General features: G+C 63.2%; 14 protein-coding genes. 7 read left to right on the top strand and 7 right to left on the bottom strand.

The features are described from left to right. Nucleotides 1-63: 63 nt before the first annotated feature. The 4 genes from X728_RS156820 to X728_RS156835 form a co-directional block, all read right to left on the bottom strand. Nucleotides 64-882, bottom strand: coding sequence for a hypothetical protein (locus X728_RS156820; RefSeq protein WP_245266108.1), 819 nt, complete (start codon nucleotides 880-882; stop codon nucleotides 64-66). Between the two features lie 176 nt (nucleotides 883-1,058). Next, the gene (locus X728_RS156825) at nucleotides 1,059-1,718 is read right to left on the bottom strand and encodes an HAD family phosphatase (protein WP_023831176.1); all 660 of its coding nucleotides are present in this window, start codon (nucleotides 1,716-1,718) and stop codon (nucleotides 1,059-1,061) included. Next, nucleotides 1,719-2,204, bottom strand: coding sequence for a dUTP diphosphatase (gene dut / locus X728_RS156830; protein ID WP_023690041.1), 486 nt, complete (start codon nucleotides 2,202-2,204; stop codon nucleotides 1,719-1,721). It abuts the gene before it with no gap. An 85-nt stretch (nucleotides 2,205-2,289) separates the two neighbouring features. Next, the gene (locus tag X728_RS156835) at nucleotides 2,290-2,760 is read right to left on the bottom strand and encodes an Lrp/AsnC family transcriptional regulator (RefSeq protein ID WP_023690042.1); all 471 of its coding nucleotides are present in this window, start codon (nucleotides 2,758-2,760) and stop codon (nucleotides 2,290-2,292) included. 114 nt (nucleotides 2,761-2,874) lie between these two features. Here X728_RS156835 and X728_RS156840 point away from each other — a divergent pair, with 114 nt between their 5' ends. From X728_RS156840 to X728_RS156850, 3 genes are all read left to right on the top strand, one after another. Continuing rightward, nucleotides 2,875-3,129: a DUF6356 family protein gene (locus tag X728_RS156840; RefSeq protein WP_023685117.1), complete on the top strand. Its 255-nt coding sequence runs from the start codon at nucleotides 2,875-2,877 to the stop codon at nucleotides 3,127-3,129. Nucleotides 3,130-3,144: 15 nt separating this feature from the next. Next, nucleotides 3,145-3,939 (top strand): class II glutamine amidotransferase, encoded by a 795-nt coding sequence (locus X728_RS156845; protein WP_023703538.1) that lies wholly within the window; start codon nucleotides 3,145-3,147, stop codon nucleotides 3,937-3,939. Nucleotides 3,940-4,239: 300 nt separating this feature from the next. Beyond that, the gene (locus X728_RS156850) at nucleotides 4,240-5,613 is read left to right on the top strand and encodes an amidase (RefSeq protein ID WP_023736179.1); all 1,374 of its coding nucleotides are present in this window, start codon (nucleotides 4,240-4,242) and stop codon (nucleotides 5,611-5,613) included. Here the strand turns inward: X728_RS156850 and X728_RS156855 are convergent. After that, nucleotides 5,607-6,680, bottom strand: a complete 1,074-nt coding sequence (locus tag X728_RS156855; protein WP_023831175.1) for an FAD-binding oxidoreductase — start codon at nucleotides 6,678-6,680, stop codon at nucleotides 5,607-5,609. The genes X728_RS156850 and X728_RS156855 overlap by 7 nt on opposite strands. Before the next feature lie 140 nt (nucleotides 6,681-6,820). On the opposite strand from X728_RS156855, the gene X728_RS156860 reads away from it, so the two are divergent. Beyond that, complete coding sequence (locus X728_RS156860) at nucleotides 6,821-8,413, top strand: peptide chain release factor 3 (protein WP_023831174.1); 1,593 nt, start codon at nucleotides 6,821-6,823, stop codon at nucleotides 8,411-8,413. A 178-nt stretch (nucleotides 8,414-8,591) separates the two neighbouring features. Here X728_RS156860 and X728_RS156865 read toward each other — a convergent pair whose 3' ends face one another. Further along, the gene (locus X728_RS156865; protein ID WP_023823794.1) at nucleotides 8,592-9,062 is read right to left on the bottom strand and encodes a VOC family protein; all 471 of its coding nucleotides are present in this window, start codon (nucleotides 9,060-9,062) and stop codon (nucleotides 8,592-8,594) included. A gap of 270 nt (nucleotides 9,063-9,332) precedes the next feature. On the opposite strand from X728_RS156865, the gene ilvD reads away from it, so the two are divergent. Further along, nucleotides 9,333-11,177, top strand: coding sequence for a dihydroxy-acid dehydratase (gene ilvD, locus X728_RS156870; protein WP_023806963.1), 1,845 nt, complete (start codon nucleotides 9,333-9,335; stop codon nucleotides 11,175-11,177). Between the two features lie 68 nt (nucleotides 11,178-11,245). Here the strand turns inward: ilvD and X728_RS156875 are convergent, their stop codons facing one another. Further along, nucleotides 11,246-13,003, bottom strand: coding sequence for an ABC transporter ATP-binding protein (locus X728_RS156875; protein ID WP_023831173.1), 1,758 nt, complete (start codon nucleotides 13,001-13,003; stop codon nucleotides 11,246-11,248). Between the two features lie 176 nt (nucleotides 13,004-13,179). On the opposite strand from X728_RS156875, the gene X728_RS156880 reads away from it, so the two are divergent. After that, nucleotides 13,180-14,460, top strand: a complete 1,281-nt coding sequence (locus X728_RS156880) for an amidohydrolase family protein (protein WP_023731402.1) — start codon at nucleotides 13,180-13,182, stop codon at nucleotides 14,458-14,460. Nucleotides 14,461-14,532: 72 nt separating this feature from the next. Beyond that, on the top strand, nucleotides 14,533-15,456 hold the full coding sequence (locus X728_RS156885; protein WP_023688809.1) for a DMT family transporter: 924 nt from the start codon (nucleotides 14,533-14,535) through the stop codon (nucleotides 15,454-15,456). Nucleotide 15,457: the final 1 nt, after the last annotated feature.

Raw genomic sequence — 15,457 nt, 5'->3', positions numbered from 1 at the left:
AGATGCGGAATATCGGCAGATTCTATCGTGCAGAAATGCACCGGGCAAACGAATGCGGTTGGCTCAGAAGCGTTTGGCGTTCTCTCCTGCCAATCTGTCCAGCGCGTCGGAATCCTTGACGTAGTGCAACGTCTTCTTGTCCCAATGATAGGCAACGGAAATTGCGTGGGCTTCAGGCTTGGGCGGCTGGCCGTCGCAGCTCTCGCCGTTGAGCACCGTGGCGTCGGTCACCGTCACTTTGACTGTGGCATAAGGCTGCCCGTCAGCGATCGTCTGGAAAGCAACGTCCTGCTTGCGGCTGTAGGCGCACAGGTTCTCATCGAAGGTGAAGATCATGTCGATCAATTGGAATTTGTCGTCGCGCACCATGATCAGCGGCGTGATCGCGTAGTTTTGGCTTGAATTGAAATGCGCGCTCATGGTGATCACGATGTCGTCGTTCGGCCCAACGGAAAGCTTGCCCGGTTCACGGAAATAGGTGCCGCGGTCGAGCGCGACATTGACGGCGTCGAGCAGCTTCGGCTTGTCTGTGATGTCGTAGAGCGCCAGCACGGCATAGCCTTCGGCGCTGTCGGGAGAGTCGCCGAGGTCGTAGAGCATCGCCAGCCGGTCCTTGCCCCCGGCCTTGATGGCGAGCACGCCGGCGTTGGAGAGGCCCGATGTCTCAGGCGGCGAACCGCCGCCATCCGGTCCCTCGATGTGGCGCATCTCGATCGGCAATCCACCCCGGTAGAAACCGTTGCTGTCACCTGCGAGGCCGGGAATGACCATCCTTGCGAGGTCCAGATAGGTCACATCCATGTGGCCGGGGATGGCGCTGCCGAATTCCGGGAAGCTGACGGCTTGCGCGCCGGCTGCGGTCCAAAGCCACGGCAGCAGCACAAGCGCTAGAGCAATTTCAAGAAAAGTGTGTGCGGTTTTCCGGCCGGAAATTGCAACAAAACAAAAAGATAGAGCGGTTCGCCGTTTCCATGAAACGGTGAAACGCTTTAGGATGGAGCGAAGCAGGTTCGTTGGCATGGGCGCCTCAGGCTGGCCGCGCGGAACCTAACACAGCTTCAGTGGATCGGCACCAGCCCGGCAAGTTCGCGCATGTCGTCGAAAAGGACGCCGCCGGCGCTGGCCAGGCCATCGCGGTCGGAATAGGGATCGCCATGATAGGAATAGACACGCATGCCGGCGGCAATGCCGGCCTGCGTGCCGGCAACGCTGTCCTCGATGACGATGCAGTCGGCCGGCGCAAAACCCATGGTCTTTGCCGCATGCAGGAACAGGTCCGGGAACGGCTTGCCGCGGCTGACCATGGTCGAAGAGAACATGGCATGCTCGAACAGCGGCAGCAGCCCGGTCTGGCCGAGCGTGATGTGCATCTTCGAGATACGCGCAGAAGTGGCGACGCAATAGGGAATGCCGGCCGCGCGAACCGCCTCGATGAAGTCGCGCACATAGGGGATCGCCTCGACGCCATGCGCAAACAGATCGGGCAGGCCGGCATTCCAGCGATCGACGAAATCGGCGCCGAGCCGCACCGTGGTCGTCTCTTCGATTTCCTTCTGCACCGAAGCCATGCTGCGGCCGGAAAAATATTTGCGGCAATATTCGAATGTGGTGGGATAACCGGCGGCAACAAACCACTCGGCAAGCCGCCGGTTGGCAAGGTTCTCGGTGTCGACCAGGATTCCGTCGCAGTCGAAGATGACCAGTTTCGGTATGCTCATTCAGGCGGTGCCGGTCGATCCGAACCCGCCCGCGCCGCGCGTCGTGGCGCCGGCCAGCGAGCGCTCCTCAACCGTCACCTGCGTCACCGCGGCAAAGACGATCTGGGCAATGCGCATGCCGCGCGTCACCGCGAAATCCTCGTCGCCGAGGTTGACCAGCAGCACCTTAACCTCGCCGCGATAGTCGCTGTCGACCGTGCCTGGTGAATTGAGGACGGTCAGCCCATGCTTGAAGGCAAGGCCGGAGCGCGGCCGCACCTGGCCTTCCATTCCTTCGGGAATTTCCAGGATCAGACCGGTCGGCACCAAGGCGCGCTTGCCAGGCAGGATCAGCAGCGGCCGGTCTTCCGGCACCGCGGCGCGCAGATCCATGCCGGCGGCGCCGGTGCTTTCGTAAGCGGGAAGGGGAAGTCCATCGCCATGCGGCAACCTGACGAAGCCGACGGTTGGACCGATGACGGAGGAATTGTGGAGGGCTGCGCGCATAAAATCGATCCTATCGGCGCGAACGGCGATTCGGTCAACTCGTCCGCAGACCTATCAACGGCTTTCTTTCGGGCGTCAGTGTGACCTAGCGCAATTCCACCGGAACGACCGTCGTCTCCTTGATCTCCTCCATGACGAAGGAGGCCGAAACGTCCGACAGCGCCACCTTGGCGATCAGCCGCTGATAGAGCCGGTCATAGGCCTTCATGTCAGCGACGCGGGCGCGCAGCACGTAGTCGAGATCGCCGGACATGCGATAGACTCCGGTGATCTCGGGAAAACCAGTCACCGCCGCACGGAACTTCTGCAGCCAGTCCGGGTCATGATTGGACGTGCGGATCAGGATGAACACCGAAAGCCCGAGCCCGAGCTTGTCGGCATCGACCAGCGCCACCCGCCCGGTGATGACGCCGTCCTCTTCCAGCCGCTTGACCCGGCGCCAGCAGGCGTTGCGCGACAGCGACACTTTTTCGGAGAGCTGATCGACCGACAGTGTGCCGTCGCGTTGCAGCTCGGCCAGCAATCTTCGGTCGATTTCATCAAATTCAAGCGCCATGTTGGGATGAATGTCCCGAACCACGGCGTTAGACAAGGACAAATTGAGACCGATGAACCTTTACCCCGTGGCAGGATACCCACATCGGGGCTTATCCCGGCAGGAGGGATCACCATGACGACGCTGTTTTCGAAGCTGTTCACCTCTCACCCGGCCAAGGTGGGCGAGACCTATTTCAGCCATATGGCCTTTGCCGCCTGGTTCTGCTCGCGCCTCCTGATGGCCGCTGGTGCGGCACTCGTTCACGCTTTCTTGCCGTTTCTCTTCGAAACTACGGCAAGCCGAATCGTTCGCGAACTCTATGAACGGACGCACAACAGAGGCTCGCACGCGGTCAAGGAGCCCCAGGCTCTCTTGGATCGCGCCTAGGATTGGTTAGAAGCGATGTGCCGATGGGCGGCCTATCTGGGTGAAGCGGTCTTCCTCGAAGACGTCGTCACCGCGCCTTGCCACTCGCTGATTGCCCAGAGCCATTGCGCCCAGGAAGCCAAGTCGCCGACCAATGGAGACGGTTTCGGCCTTGCCTGGTATGGCGACCGGCCCGAGCCCGGCCTCTACCGCGACATCCTGCCGGCCTGGTCGGATCCCAATCTGAAAAGCCTGTGCCGGCAGATCAAATCCGGCCTGTTCCTCGCCCATGTCAGGGCGTCGACCGGCGGCGCCACCAGCCGCATGAACTGCCATCCCTTCATCTCCGGCAGCTGGTCGTTCATGCACAATGGCCAGATCGGCGGCTTCGAAAAGATCCGCCGCGCGCTGGAGAACTCGCTCTGCGACGCCGTCTTCGACCAGCGTGAAGGCACCACCGATTCCGAGCTGCTTTTCCTGCTGATGATCGACGAGGGTCTTGCTGGCGACCCGCAAGGGGCAGTATCGCGCGCCACCGCTCGGGTTCTGGAGGCGTCACGCCACGCCGGTCTCGAACCGGCCTTGAAACTCACTGCGGCCCTTTCGGATGGGCGCGCGCTCTATGCCGTGCGCTACGCAAGCGATGCCCACGCACCGACGCTGTACACGTCGCTCCGCAACGGCGGTCGTTGCATCGTGTCCGAACCCTTCGACCGCGAAGGCGGCGACTGGCAGGCGATCCCGCCGGCGAGTTTTGTCACGATCACTGGCGATGGGATGAGCATTCGGCCGTTCGTGCCGGCTGTGGCAAGGCTGGCACTGGTCGTCTAGGCCCTAGTCTAAGCCGCATTCCTTCGCGCCCCCCTCTGTCCTGCCGGACATCTCCCCCACGAGGGGGGAGATTGGAGGTCACGGCGGCCTTCGCCAATTTTCAACGCAGGAAAAGGGGCGCCGAAGCCAAAGCTGCCAATCTCCCCCAAAGTGAGGGAGATGTCCGGCAGGACAGAGGGGGGCGCCGTAGAGCGCCAACCTCAACCGACCGGCAAGCGCAATTTTGATCAAGCGCCGATGATCTCCGAATGCTGAACTTGGTTTCAAACCGCGATACGTTTGGCAGCAGCCGGAGCAATCATGGACCTCGCCTTTTCCTCGACCATCGATCTCGCCGCCGCAATCGCGGCGCGAAAGATCTCCGCCGTCGAAGCTCTGGACGCCCATCTGGTCCAAATCGACCGACACAACGAGGCCGTCAACGCCATCGTCAATCTCGACCGCGAAGGCGCCCGTGAGCGCGCTGAAAACGCCGACGTGGCATTGGCGCATGGCGATGCGCTCGGCCCGCTGCATGGCGTGCCCTTCACCCTGAAGGATACGCACGAAACGGCCGACATGGAGACCACGGTCGGTTTCCCGCCTTTCGCCAACCATACGGCAAAATCGGACAGCCCGGTCGTCTCCCGATTGAAAGCCGCAGGCGGCATCCTGATTGGAAAGACCAATGTCGCGACCATGCTGGGCGACTGGCAGTCGGACAATCCGCTGTTCGGTCGCACCAGCAATCCGTGGAACCGCTCGCGCACGTCAGGCGGGTCCAGCGGTGGCGCCGCGGCAGCGGTGGCGACCGGCATGACGCCGTTCGATGTGGGAACCGACATGCAGGATTCGATCCGCCTGCCGTCGGCTTTTTGCGGTGTCTACGGGTTGAAACCGACCGAGCACCGCGTGTCGCTGGCCGGCGCCTTCCCCGATCCGAACGGCGCGGCGCGAAGCGTGCGGTTGATGTCCTGCCTCGGCCCGCTGGCGCGCAGCGTGGACGATCTTGCGCTGATCTACAAAATCATCGCCGGCCCGGACGGAGCAGACACCGACCTCGCGCCGGTGCCCGTAGAGGCCATGCCCAGGCTCGACCTCAAGACATTGCGCATCGCCGTCGCGCCGTCCTTCCCCGGCTTTCCGGTGGCTGGTAAAATCGCTGCCGCGGTCGAAAGCCTGGCCAAGCGCTTGCAATCAGCAGGGGTGATTGTGGAAGAAGCGAACTTGCCTGAGATCGATCTGCATGACGATCTGGAGCAGGGCGGCGATCTGATCGGCATGATGCTGGAGGCAGCGCAGCCCGAACCGCCGGAGCAGCCAACGCCGATCACCAATTGGTTCGAGGCGCTCGCTCGCCGCGACCGCTCGATCCTGGCCTGGGACAGGTTCTTCGAAACCTGCGATGCCTTGCTGTGCCCGGTCGCCATGACCACGGCCTTCGCGCATTGTGAGCCCGGCACGCCGATCGAAGTCGACGGCAAGGAGCAAAGCTATTGGATGCTACCGGCCTATGGCGCGGTCTTCAATTATTCCGGCCATCCGGCACTCTCGCTGCCCTGCGGGCAAGACCGCGACGGCCTGCCTATCGGCCTGCAACTGGTCGGCAAGCGCTGGTCGGAATCGCGGCTGCTCGGCATCGCCAAGGCGATCGAAGCGCTGACCGGCGGCTTCAAGCGTCCGCCGGGCTACTGAGCAAACCGACCCAACCCATAAGGCGTCAGCAGCGGATCACGCTCGCCGTCGAGAATTTCGCGCGTGGCGAACAGCCCGACCGCTGGCGCCAGCGTGATGCCGGAATGCATGACGGCGACATAGAGGCCGTCGGCGCCCTCGGCGCGGCCGATGATCGGAAAGCCGTCGATCGGCGTCGGCCGGTAGCCAACCGTGTGGAAATCGAATTCCAGTTCGTCGGCGCCGCGCAAGGCCGCCTTCATTGCTGCAAACAGCTCGCGCGCCGTGGCGTCGGGATTCTCACCGGGATCGCTCCCCGCGAAATCCGAGCCGGCGATGATGCGGCCCTCCGCCGTCTGGCGCATATGCAGCCTCTCGGCATGCACCAGCCCGGTGAGGAGCTTCTTGTAGGGCTGCGAGTGGACGATCAGACCGGGCGGCGTCTCGATCGGCAGCTTGATGCCGACGGTAGCGGCAATATCGGGCGCCCCGACACCGGCTGCGATCACCACCTCTTCGGCAGGCATCAGCCCATGCGATGTATCGACACCGGCAATCCTGCCATCGGTCTGGACAAGTGCGGTTACAGAACTGGAGAGAACGCGCGCACCTTGCCGTTCTGCGTCGGCCAGCAGCGCCTTGGCCGCTGCGACCGGTTCGGCCACGCCTTCTTCCGCGACATAGACAGCGAATTCCGGCGGCTCGACGAGATTGGGCTCGATTTGCGCTGCCCGCCCGGCGTCGACGCGTTCGATGCCGTAACCCCAGGAAGCGTGCTCAGCCGCGTAGGCTTCGAGCCGGTCGGCCGGCAAATCCCAGCACAGCCCGCCGCACCAGGCGAGCGGCAGGCCGGGCAGCTCGTTTGCCAGCCGCTTCCATTCGGCCATCGCACGGATGCGCAGCCGGAAATAGATTTCGGGATTGCCCCAGCTGGCGTTGATCCAGGCAAAGGAGTTTGGCGTGGCGACGCCGCCGGCACCACTATCGGAAATCACAGTCACCCGCGCCCCGGCCTTGGTCAGGTGCCAGGCGATGGACGCCCCGATAATGCCGGCGCCGATGACGATGACTTCTTTAGCGCTGCTCATACCGGACCTCTCAAAATGGGCTCCTCTGATGCCACCGCAGCGGGTTAAGCTCAAGGGCGGTCGAGGCCTGCCGGCCCGAAACGGTCGACAGGCTGGCAATGCGCTGCTAGAAGCCCGCGCCACAGACAGGATTCCAGAAATTGGCTGAAGACATCGAACAGGCGGTATCGCGCCGCCGCACTTTCGCGATCATCGCCCACCCCGACGCCGGCAAGACGACGCTCACCGAAAAGCTGCTGCTGTTCGGCGGCGCCATCCAGCTTGCGGGCGAGGTCAAGGCCAAGAAGGACCGCATCCAGACGCGGTCCGACTGGATGAAGATCGAGCGCGAGCGCGGCATTTCGGTCGTCACCTCGGTGATGACCTTCGAATACGAGGACAATGTCTTCAACCTGCTCGATACGCCCGGCCACGAGGATTTTGCCGACGACACCTACCGCACGCTGTCGGCGGTGGACTCGGCCGTCATGGTCATCGACGCCGCCAAGGGCATCGAGCCGCGCACGCTGAAGCTGTTCGAGGTCTGCCGGCTGCGCGATATCCCCATCATCACCTTCATCAACAAGATGGACCGCGAAAGCCGCGACCCCTTCGAGATTTTGGACGAGATCGAGCAGAAGCTGGCGCTGGACACTGCCCCCATCACCTGGCCGATCGGCCGCGGCAAGACTTTTGCCGGCACCTACCACCTGGCGCTCAACGCTGTGCGCAGGGGCGATGCCGAGAAAGACCGCACGCCGGTCAACGGCCCCGACTCCAACCGCGTCGCCGGCCTGCTGCCGGAAAACGAGCGCGAAGCCTTCATCGAGGAGCTGGAACTCGCGCGCGAGGCCTGCCGACCTCTTGATATTGTCGCGTTCCGTGAGGGCCATCTGACGCCGGTCTATTTCGGCTCGGCGCTGCGCAATTACGGCGTGCTCGACCTGATCGAGGCGCTCGGTGCCTTCGGCCCGCCGCCGCGTGCGCAGGACGCAGACACCCGCAAGGTCGAGGCGACGGAGGAGAAGATGACGTCCTTCGTGTTCAAGATCCAGGCCAACATGGACCCCAACCATCGCGACCGCATCGCCTTCGTGCGCGTCTGTTCGGGCAAGCTCGAGCGCGGCATGAAGGCGAAATTGGTGCGCACCGGCAAGCCGATGAGCCTGTCGGCGCCGCAATTCTTCTTTGCCCGCACCCGCGTCACCGCCGACGAAGCGTTTGCCGGCGATGTCGTCGGCATCCCCAACCACGGCACGCTACGCATTGGCGACACGCTGACCGAAGGCGAGGAGATACTGTTCCGCGGCGTACCTAACTTCGCGCCGGAAATCCTGCGCCGTGTGCGCCTCGGCGACGCGATGAAGGCGAAAAAACTCAAGGAAGCGCTGCACCAGATGGCCGAGGAAGGCGTCGTGCAGCTGTTTTCGCCGGAAGACGGCTCGCCGGCCATCGTCGGCGTTGTCGGCGCGCTGCAGCTCGACGTCTTGAAGGAAAGGTTGAATTTCGAATACACGCTGCCGGTCGAATTCGAGATGTCGCGCTTCTCGGTCTGCCGCTGGATCTCTGCCGACGACAAGGCCGAGACGCTTCGCTTCATTGAGGCGCATCGCGGCGACATCGCCCGTGATCTCGACAACGACCCGGTGTTTCTGGCCCAGAACGCCTTCTCGCTGAACTACGAAGCCGAACGCTGGAGGGCGATCCGCTTCGCCACCATCAAGGACTACCAGGTCCGCGACAACGCGGCGTAAGGCGCCCCTTTTCCTTCTGCCCGTTTACGCGGAGAAGGTGCCCGAAGGGCGGATGAGGGGCAGCTCCGACGTTGAAGGGTCAATTGGCTCCAACGCGCGCCGGCCGTTCGCATGGCTCAGGGCGTTCGAAGCTCGAAAAGCAAAGCAATTGGCTTTTCGTCCGCTACGCGGCCGCTTCTCACCCCTTCGCAGCTTCCTCGATCTTGGCAATATCGATCTTGCTCATCTGCATCATCGCCGACATCACCCGCCCGGCCTTGGCCCGGTCCGGATCCAGAAGCAGGCGCGGCAGTTGCTCCGGCACGACTTGCCAGGAGACGCCGAACTTGTCCTTCAGCCAGCTGCATTGCGACGGTTCGCCGCCGCCTTCGATGAGCTTGTCCCAGAAATAATCGACCTCTTCCTGGGTCTTGCAGTCGATCGACTGTGACATCGCCTCATTGAACTTGAATTGCGGTCCGCCGTTGAGTGCCTGGAACTGCACGCCGTCGAGTTCGAACGTGGTCACCAGCGCCTTGCCGGCATCGGCATGGCCTTCGGGCCAACGCAGCACGCTCAGCACCTTCGAGTTCTTGAAGATGGAAACGTAGAAATTCATCGCCTCTTCGGCCTGGCCATCGAACCACAGGCAGGTGGTGATCTTTTGCATGTCATGCTCCTCGGGTGTTTGGTTGCGGTTACAGGTGAAGCTGCTGACTTATTGAAATGGTGCCATTCCCTTGCCGTCGTCCCAAGGACGGATGCCGGGCTAGCGATCCGACACTGGCCGGCAATCTTTTTCGAAACCCTGATTTCAGCGAGACTCTGGCGCATTGCAAAAATGTGGCCAGACCATACTTGCCGGTCTATAAACCCTGCGATCCAAATCCAGCGCCGCCACGCTCCGCGTTGAGCGCAGCCAGCCAGCCAAGGAAAATTCATGCCTGCCTATCGCTCCCGCACCACCACCCACGGCCGCAACATGGCCGGCGCCCGCGGCCTGTGGCGCGCCACAGGCATGAAGGACTCGGATTTCGGCAAGCCGATCATTGCGGTGGTCAACTCCTTCACCCAGTTCGTGCCCGGCCATGTGCATCTGAAGGACCTTGGCCAGCTGGTTGCGCGCGAGATCGAGAAGGCCGGCGGTGTCGCCAAGGAATTCAACACCATCGCCGTCGATGACGGCATCGCCATGGGCCATGACGGCATGCTCTATTCGCTGCCGTCGCGCGAGCTGATCGCGGACTCGGTCGAATACATGGTCAACGCGCATTGCGCCGATGCCATGGTCTGCATCTCCAATTGCGACAAGATCACGCCCGGCATGCTGATGGCCTCCTTGCGCCTCAATATCCCAAGCGTCTTCGTCTCCGGGGGGCCGATGGAAGCCGGCAAGGTGGTGCTCGCCGGCAAGACACAAGCGCTCGACCTGGTCGACGCCATGGTTGCCGCCGCCGATGACAAGATCTCCGACGAGGACGTCAAGGTCATCGAGCGCTCGGCCTGCCCGACCTGCGGCTCGTGCTCGGGCATGTTCACCGCCAATTCGATGAACTGCCTGACCGAAGCACTGGGGCTCTCGCTGCCGGGCAACGGCTCGACGCTGGCAACCCACGCCGACCGCAAGCGGCTGTTCGTCGAGGCGGGTCACCTTATCGTCGATCTCGCCCAGCGCTATTATGAGCAGAATGATGAGACGGCGCTGCCGCGCAGCATCGCGTCGAAGGGCGCCTTCGAGAACGCCATGACGCTCGACATCGCCATGGGCGGCTCGACCAACACCGTGCTGCATATCCTTGCCGCCGCGCACGAGGGAGAAGTCGACTTCACCATGGAAGACATCGACCGGCTGTCACGGCGGGTTCCGGTGCTATGCAAGGTCGCACCGGCCAAGTCCGACGTGCATATGGAAGACGTCCACCGCGCCGGCGGCATCATGGCGATCCTCGGCCAGCTCGACAATGCCGGGCTGCTCAACCGCAACCTGCCCACGGTGCATACGGCAAGCCTCGGCGAAGCGCTTGACCATTGGGACATCTCCCGCACCTCGAGCCAGAGCGTCCGCGACTTCTTTCTCGCCGCTCCGGGTGGCGTGCCGACACAGGTCGCCTTCAGCCAGGACCGCCGCTGGGACGAGCTCGACCTCGACCGCGAGAAGGGCGTCATCCGTTCGGCCGAAACGCCGTTCTCCAGAGACGGCGGGCTTGCGGTTCTGAAAGGCAATCTCGCGCTCGACGGCTGCATCGTGAAGACCGCCGGGGTCGACGAGTCGATCCTGAAGTTCACCGGCCCGGCCCGCGTGTTCGAAAGCCAGGACGCTTCCGTCAAAGCGATCCTGTCCAACGAGATCAAGGCCGGCGATGTCGTCGTCATCCGCTATGAAGGGCCGCGTGGCGGCCCCGGCATGCAGGAAATGCTCTACCCCACCAGCTATCTGAAGTCGAAAGGCCTCGGCAAAGCCTGCGCGCTGGTCACCGACGGCCGCTTCTCGGGCGGCACATCAGGCCTGTCGATCGGCCATGCCTCACCGGAGGCGGCCGAAGGCGGATTGATCGGGCTGGTGCAAGAGGGCGACACGATCGAGATCGACATCCCCAACCGCACCATACGTCTGGCGGTCAGTGACGCCGAGCTAGATGCGCGCCGCGCGGCCATGGAGGCAAAGGGCGCCATGGCCTGGAAGCCCGAGGAAAAGCGCAAGCGCAAGGTGACGACCGCGCTGCGCGCTTACGCAGCCTTCGCCACCAGCGCAGACAAGGGCGCGGTGAGGCACGTGCCGCAGTGAGGGGGTGCGGCGCCGACCCCCACCCCGCTGCTGCGCAGCGACCCTCCCCACAAGGGGGAGGGTAAAGCTCACGGCATCAGCTGATATTCGTAAAGCTTCTGATACATCCCGCCCTGGTTGAGCAGCGTGCGATGCGCGCCGCTTTCCACCACCTTGCCGGCCTCCAGCACCACGATCGTGTCGGCCTGGTGCACAGTCGACAGGCGGTGGGCAATGACGATGGTGGTGCGCCCGACCGTCAGCTGCTGCAGCGCGTCGCGGAACAGCGCCTCGGATTCGGCGTCGAGTGCGCTGGTCGCCTCGTCCAGAAGCAGGATTTCGGCATTGCGCAGCATGGCGCGTGCGATCGAGATGCGCTGGCGCTGGCCGCCTGACAGCAGCGCGCCATTCTCGCCGACATCCGTGTCGTAGCCTTTCGCCTGGGCGCTGATGAAGTCATGTGCATTGGCGGCCCTTGCGGCGGCCATTACTTCCTCGTCCGTGGCGCCCTCGCGCCCGAGCCTGATGTTGTGCATGATCGTGCCGGCAAACAGGAACGTGTCCTGGCTGACATAGGCGATCTTTTCCCTGACCGAGGTAAGCGTGGCACAAGAAATGTCCTGCCCGTCGAACATCACCCTGCCGCTCTGCGGGTCGTACATGCGCATGATCAGGTTGAGGATGGTCGACTTGCCACTGCCCGAGGGTCCGACGAGCGCCGTCATTTTGCCTGCGGCAAGCGTCAGGTCCAGTCCCTCGAACACCGGCGCGCTTTCGGGGTAGGCGAAGCTGACATTGTCGAAATGGATCTCGCCCGGCCCGGCCCGCAGCGGCTTTGCATCCGGCTTTTCGGCCAGCGTCAGCGGCCGGTCGGCGAGCTGGAACATCATGCGCACGCCGACAATGCCGGTTTCAAGCGAGATGCGTACGCGGGCCAGGCGCTTGGCCGGCTCATAGGCCAACAGCAGCGCCGCGATGAAGGCCATGATGTTGCCCGGCATCTGACCGCCGCCGCCCAGAACCAGGAAGCCGCTGACAAAAACGGCGCCAGCGATGGCCAGCCCCGCAAGCGTTTCCATAACCGGGCTGGTGGCGGCCTCCAGCGTGGCGATGTTGTTGGCGCGGCTCTCCACGTCCGACACGGCCTTGTACATGCGCTTGCGCATGGCGCCTTCGAGACCGAAGGATTTGACGACGCGCACGCCGATCGCAGTTTCCTGCATCACCTGCACGATCTGGCCGAGCGAACGGAATTCTTGCGAGGCAATTTTTCGGACGCGCTTCAGGATACGATTGACGCCGTAAATGGCAATCGGCCCGATCACCAGACAGATCAGGGACAGCGCCGGCTGCTGCCAGACCATCACACCCACCAGCGCAGCCAGCGTCACCAGGTCGCGAACATAGGACGTGACGATTTGGTCGAGCACGCTGCGCGCGGCCTGGGCATTGTTCGTCATGCGCGAAATCAGTTCGGACGAAGAGGTCGAATGATAGAATTCGATGCCTTGCGCGAGAATGCTGTCATAGATCTTGCGCTGCCGGTCGGCGATGATGGCATTGCCGACCCTGCTCATGAAGTAGGCCTGGATGAAGTTTGCGAAGCCCTTGAGAATGAAGATCGCTCCGGTCGCCGCCGCGATCAGATTGACCTGCCCAATCCGCTTGTAAACCACGAATTCATTGGTGATTTCGCGCAGCATATAGGCGCTGGCTGCTGTCGTTGCCGCCACCACCAGCATCGACAGAATGGCCGCAGCGTAGCCAAATCTATGCGCGTGAAAGGATTCCCGCAAAAGCCTTGCGATAAGGCGCTGGTTTTCCGTCGAACGGAAGAAGCGAAACAAATGGCAGATCCCATGCCTGACTAGACGAATTTCGGATTCGCCACCGGGGCGAAAGGCGGCTTATAGAGCGAGTTGTGGCTGGATGGAACCTTTCGCTGCCGCGAAGGCAAACAGCTGCGGCAATGCGTCTTTTGCGCCACGATTACGGCGTTCGAGCTTCAGGGAGATGACGGCAGATGGATTTCGACCTTGTTGTGCGCGGCGGAACGCTGCCTGACGGCGCCGTTGCCGACCTCGGCATCGTCGGCGAGACGATCGTCGCCATAGAGCACGAACTCGCCGTCACTGCCGGCACGGCGATCGACGCGTGCGGCAATCTGATCTCGCCGCCCTTCGTCGATCCGCATTTCCACATGGATGCGACGCTGTCTTATGGCATCCCGCGCATCAACGCTTCGGGCACGCTGCTGGAAGGCATATCGCTGTGGGGCGAACTCAAGCCGCTGTTGACGCATGAGGCGGTGCGCGAGCGGGCGCTCGCCTATTGCGACTGGGCGGTCTCGATGGGCCTGCTCGCCATCCGCACCCATGTCGATGTCTGCGACGACCGGTTGCTGGCGGTCGAGGCGCTGCTCGACGTCAAGAAGATTGTCGCGCCCTATATCGATCTGCAACTGGTCGCTTTCCCGCAGGATGGCTTTTACCGTTCGCCGACGGCGCGCCAGAACACGCTGCGCGCGCTCGACATGGGCGTCGACATCGTCGGCGGCATCCCGCATTTCGAACGCACCATGGCCGACGGCACGCGCTCGGTGACCGAATTGTGCGAAATCGCGGCTAAGCGCGGGCTGATGGTCGACCTGCATTGCGACGAGACCGACGATCCGCTGTCGCGCCACATCGAGCAGCTTGCCTATGAGACGCAGCGCCTTGGCCTGCAGGGCAAGGTGGCCGGCTCGCACCTCACCTCGATGCACTCGATGGACAATTATTACGTCTCCAAGCTGCTGCCGCTGATCGCCGAGGCCGGTGTCTCGGCGATCCCCAATCCGTTGATCAACATCATGCTGCAGGGCCGCCACGACACGTTTCCCAAACGCCGCGGGATGACCCGGGTCAAGGAGATGCTGGCGCTCGGCATCCGGGTCGGTTGGGGCCAGGATTGCGTTCTCGACCCCTGGTATTCGCTGGGCACCGCCGACATGCTCGACGTCGCCTTCATGGGGCTTCACGTCGCTCAGATGTCGAGCCCTGCCGACATGGCACGCTGCTTCGACATGGTCACCAACGTCAACGCCGCCATCATGGGCCTCGATCATCTCGGCCTTGCTGTGGGCAAGCGCGCCAGCTTCGTTATCCTCGATGCCGGCAACCCGATCGAAGCCTTGAGGTTACGTGCCGAACGGCTGTGCGTCGTCGCCAGGGGCAAGGTGGTGGCCGAGCGCACGAAGCAGGAGACACGGCTGTCGATCGCCGGCCGTCCCGGACAGGTGAACCGGCGGCACAAAACTGCGTAGAAACAGCCGATTTCCGCCGCTGGTCTTACCGATTTGCCTCGTCAAAGCGGCCGCTTGCAGCTAGGGAGCCGCATGGCCCAGTCGCTCGTCCGCACCTTTACCATCAGGAACGCGCTTCTGGCCGGCATCCTTTTGATGCTGGCCGGCGACTTCATGTTCGCGCTGAACGACGCGATGGGCAAATGGCTGGTCGCCAGCTTCTCGGTCGGCCAGGTGGTGCTGATCCGATCCATCGGCGCCTTCATCGTGCTAGGCCCGATGATCGCCAACCAGGGCGCCGGCAGACTGTTCCAGATGGAGCGGCCGGTCCTCCAGATTCTGCGCGTGCTGGCGACCACGGTGGACACAGCCTTGTTTTACGCCGCCGTCGTCTATCTGCCGCTGGCCGATGTAATGAGCTTCTACATGGCCGGGCCGATCTATGTGGCGGCGCTGTCGCATTTCCTGCTCGGCGAAAAGGTCGGCTGGCGCCGCTGGGCCGCCATCCTGGTCGGCTTCTGCGGCGTGCTGATCATCTTGAAGCCCTCTTCGGCGGCGTTCTCGCAGTCCTCGCTGTTCGCACTGGTCGGCAGCATTGCCTTCGCCTTCGCCATCATCCTCAGCCGCCGCCTGCGCGGCACCAGCGACACAACGCTGGTCACTTGGCAGACTATCGGCACGCTGCTGGTCGGCGGCGTGATGACCATCGGCGCCTGGCAGACGCCCTCGGCACTCGATTTCGGCGCCATGCTCCTGCTCGGCATCGTCTCCTGCAGCGCGCATCTGATGATCACCAGGGCGCTGAAACTGGCCCCTGCCTCGACGCTGGCGCCGCTGCACTACAGCCTGCTTCTATGGGCGGTGATCTTCGGCCTGGCCTTCTTCGGCGACGTGCCGGGACCGCGCATCCTGATCGGCTCGGCCATCGTCGTGCTCGCCGGCCTGTTCATCTTCCACCGCCAGAAGGTGGTCGAAACAGTCGTGCCGCCGGAGAACGTGCCGAAAGGCGTGAATTGAC

It is taken from the genome of Mesorhizobium sp. L103C119B0, assembly GCF_000502235.1.
Classification (GTDB): domain Bacteria; phylum Pseudomonadota; class Alphaproteobacteria; order Rhizobiales; family Rhizobiaceae; genus Mesorhizobium.
Note: the sequence above shows the minus strand (reverse complement) of the source record. Positions and strands in the feature narration are given on the sequence as shown.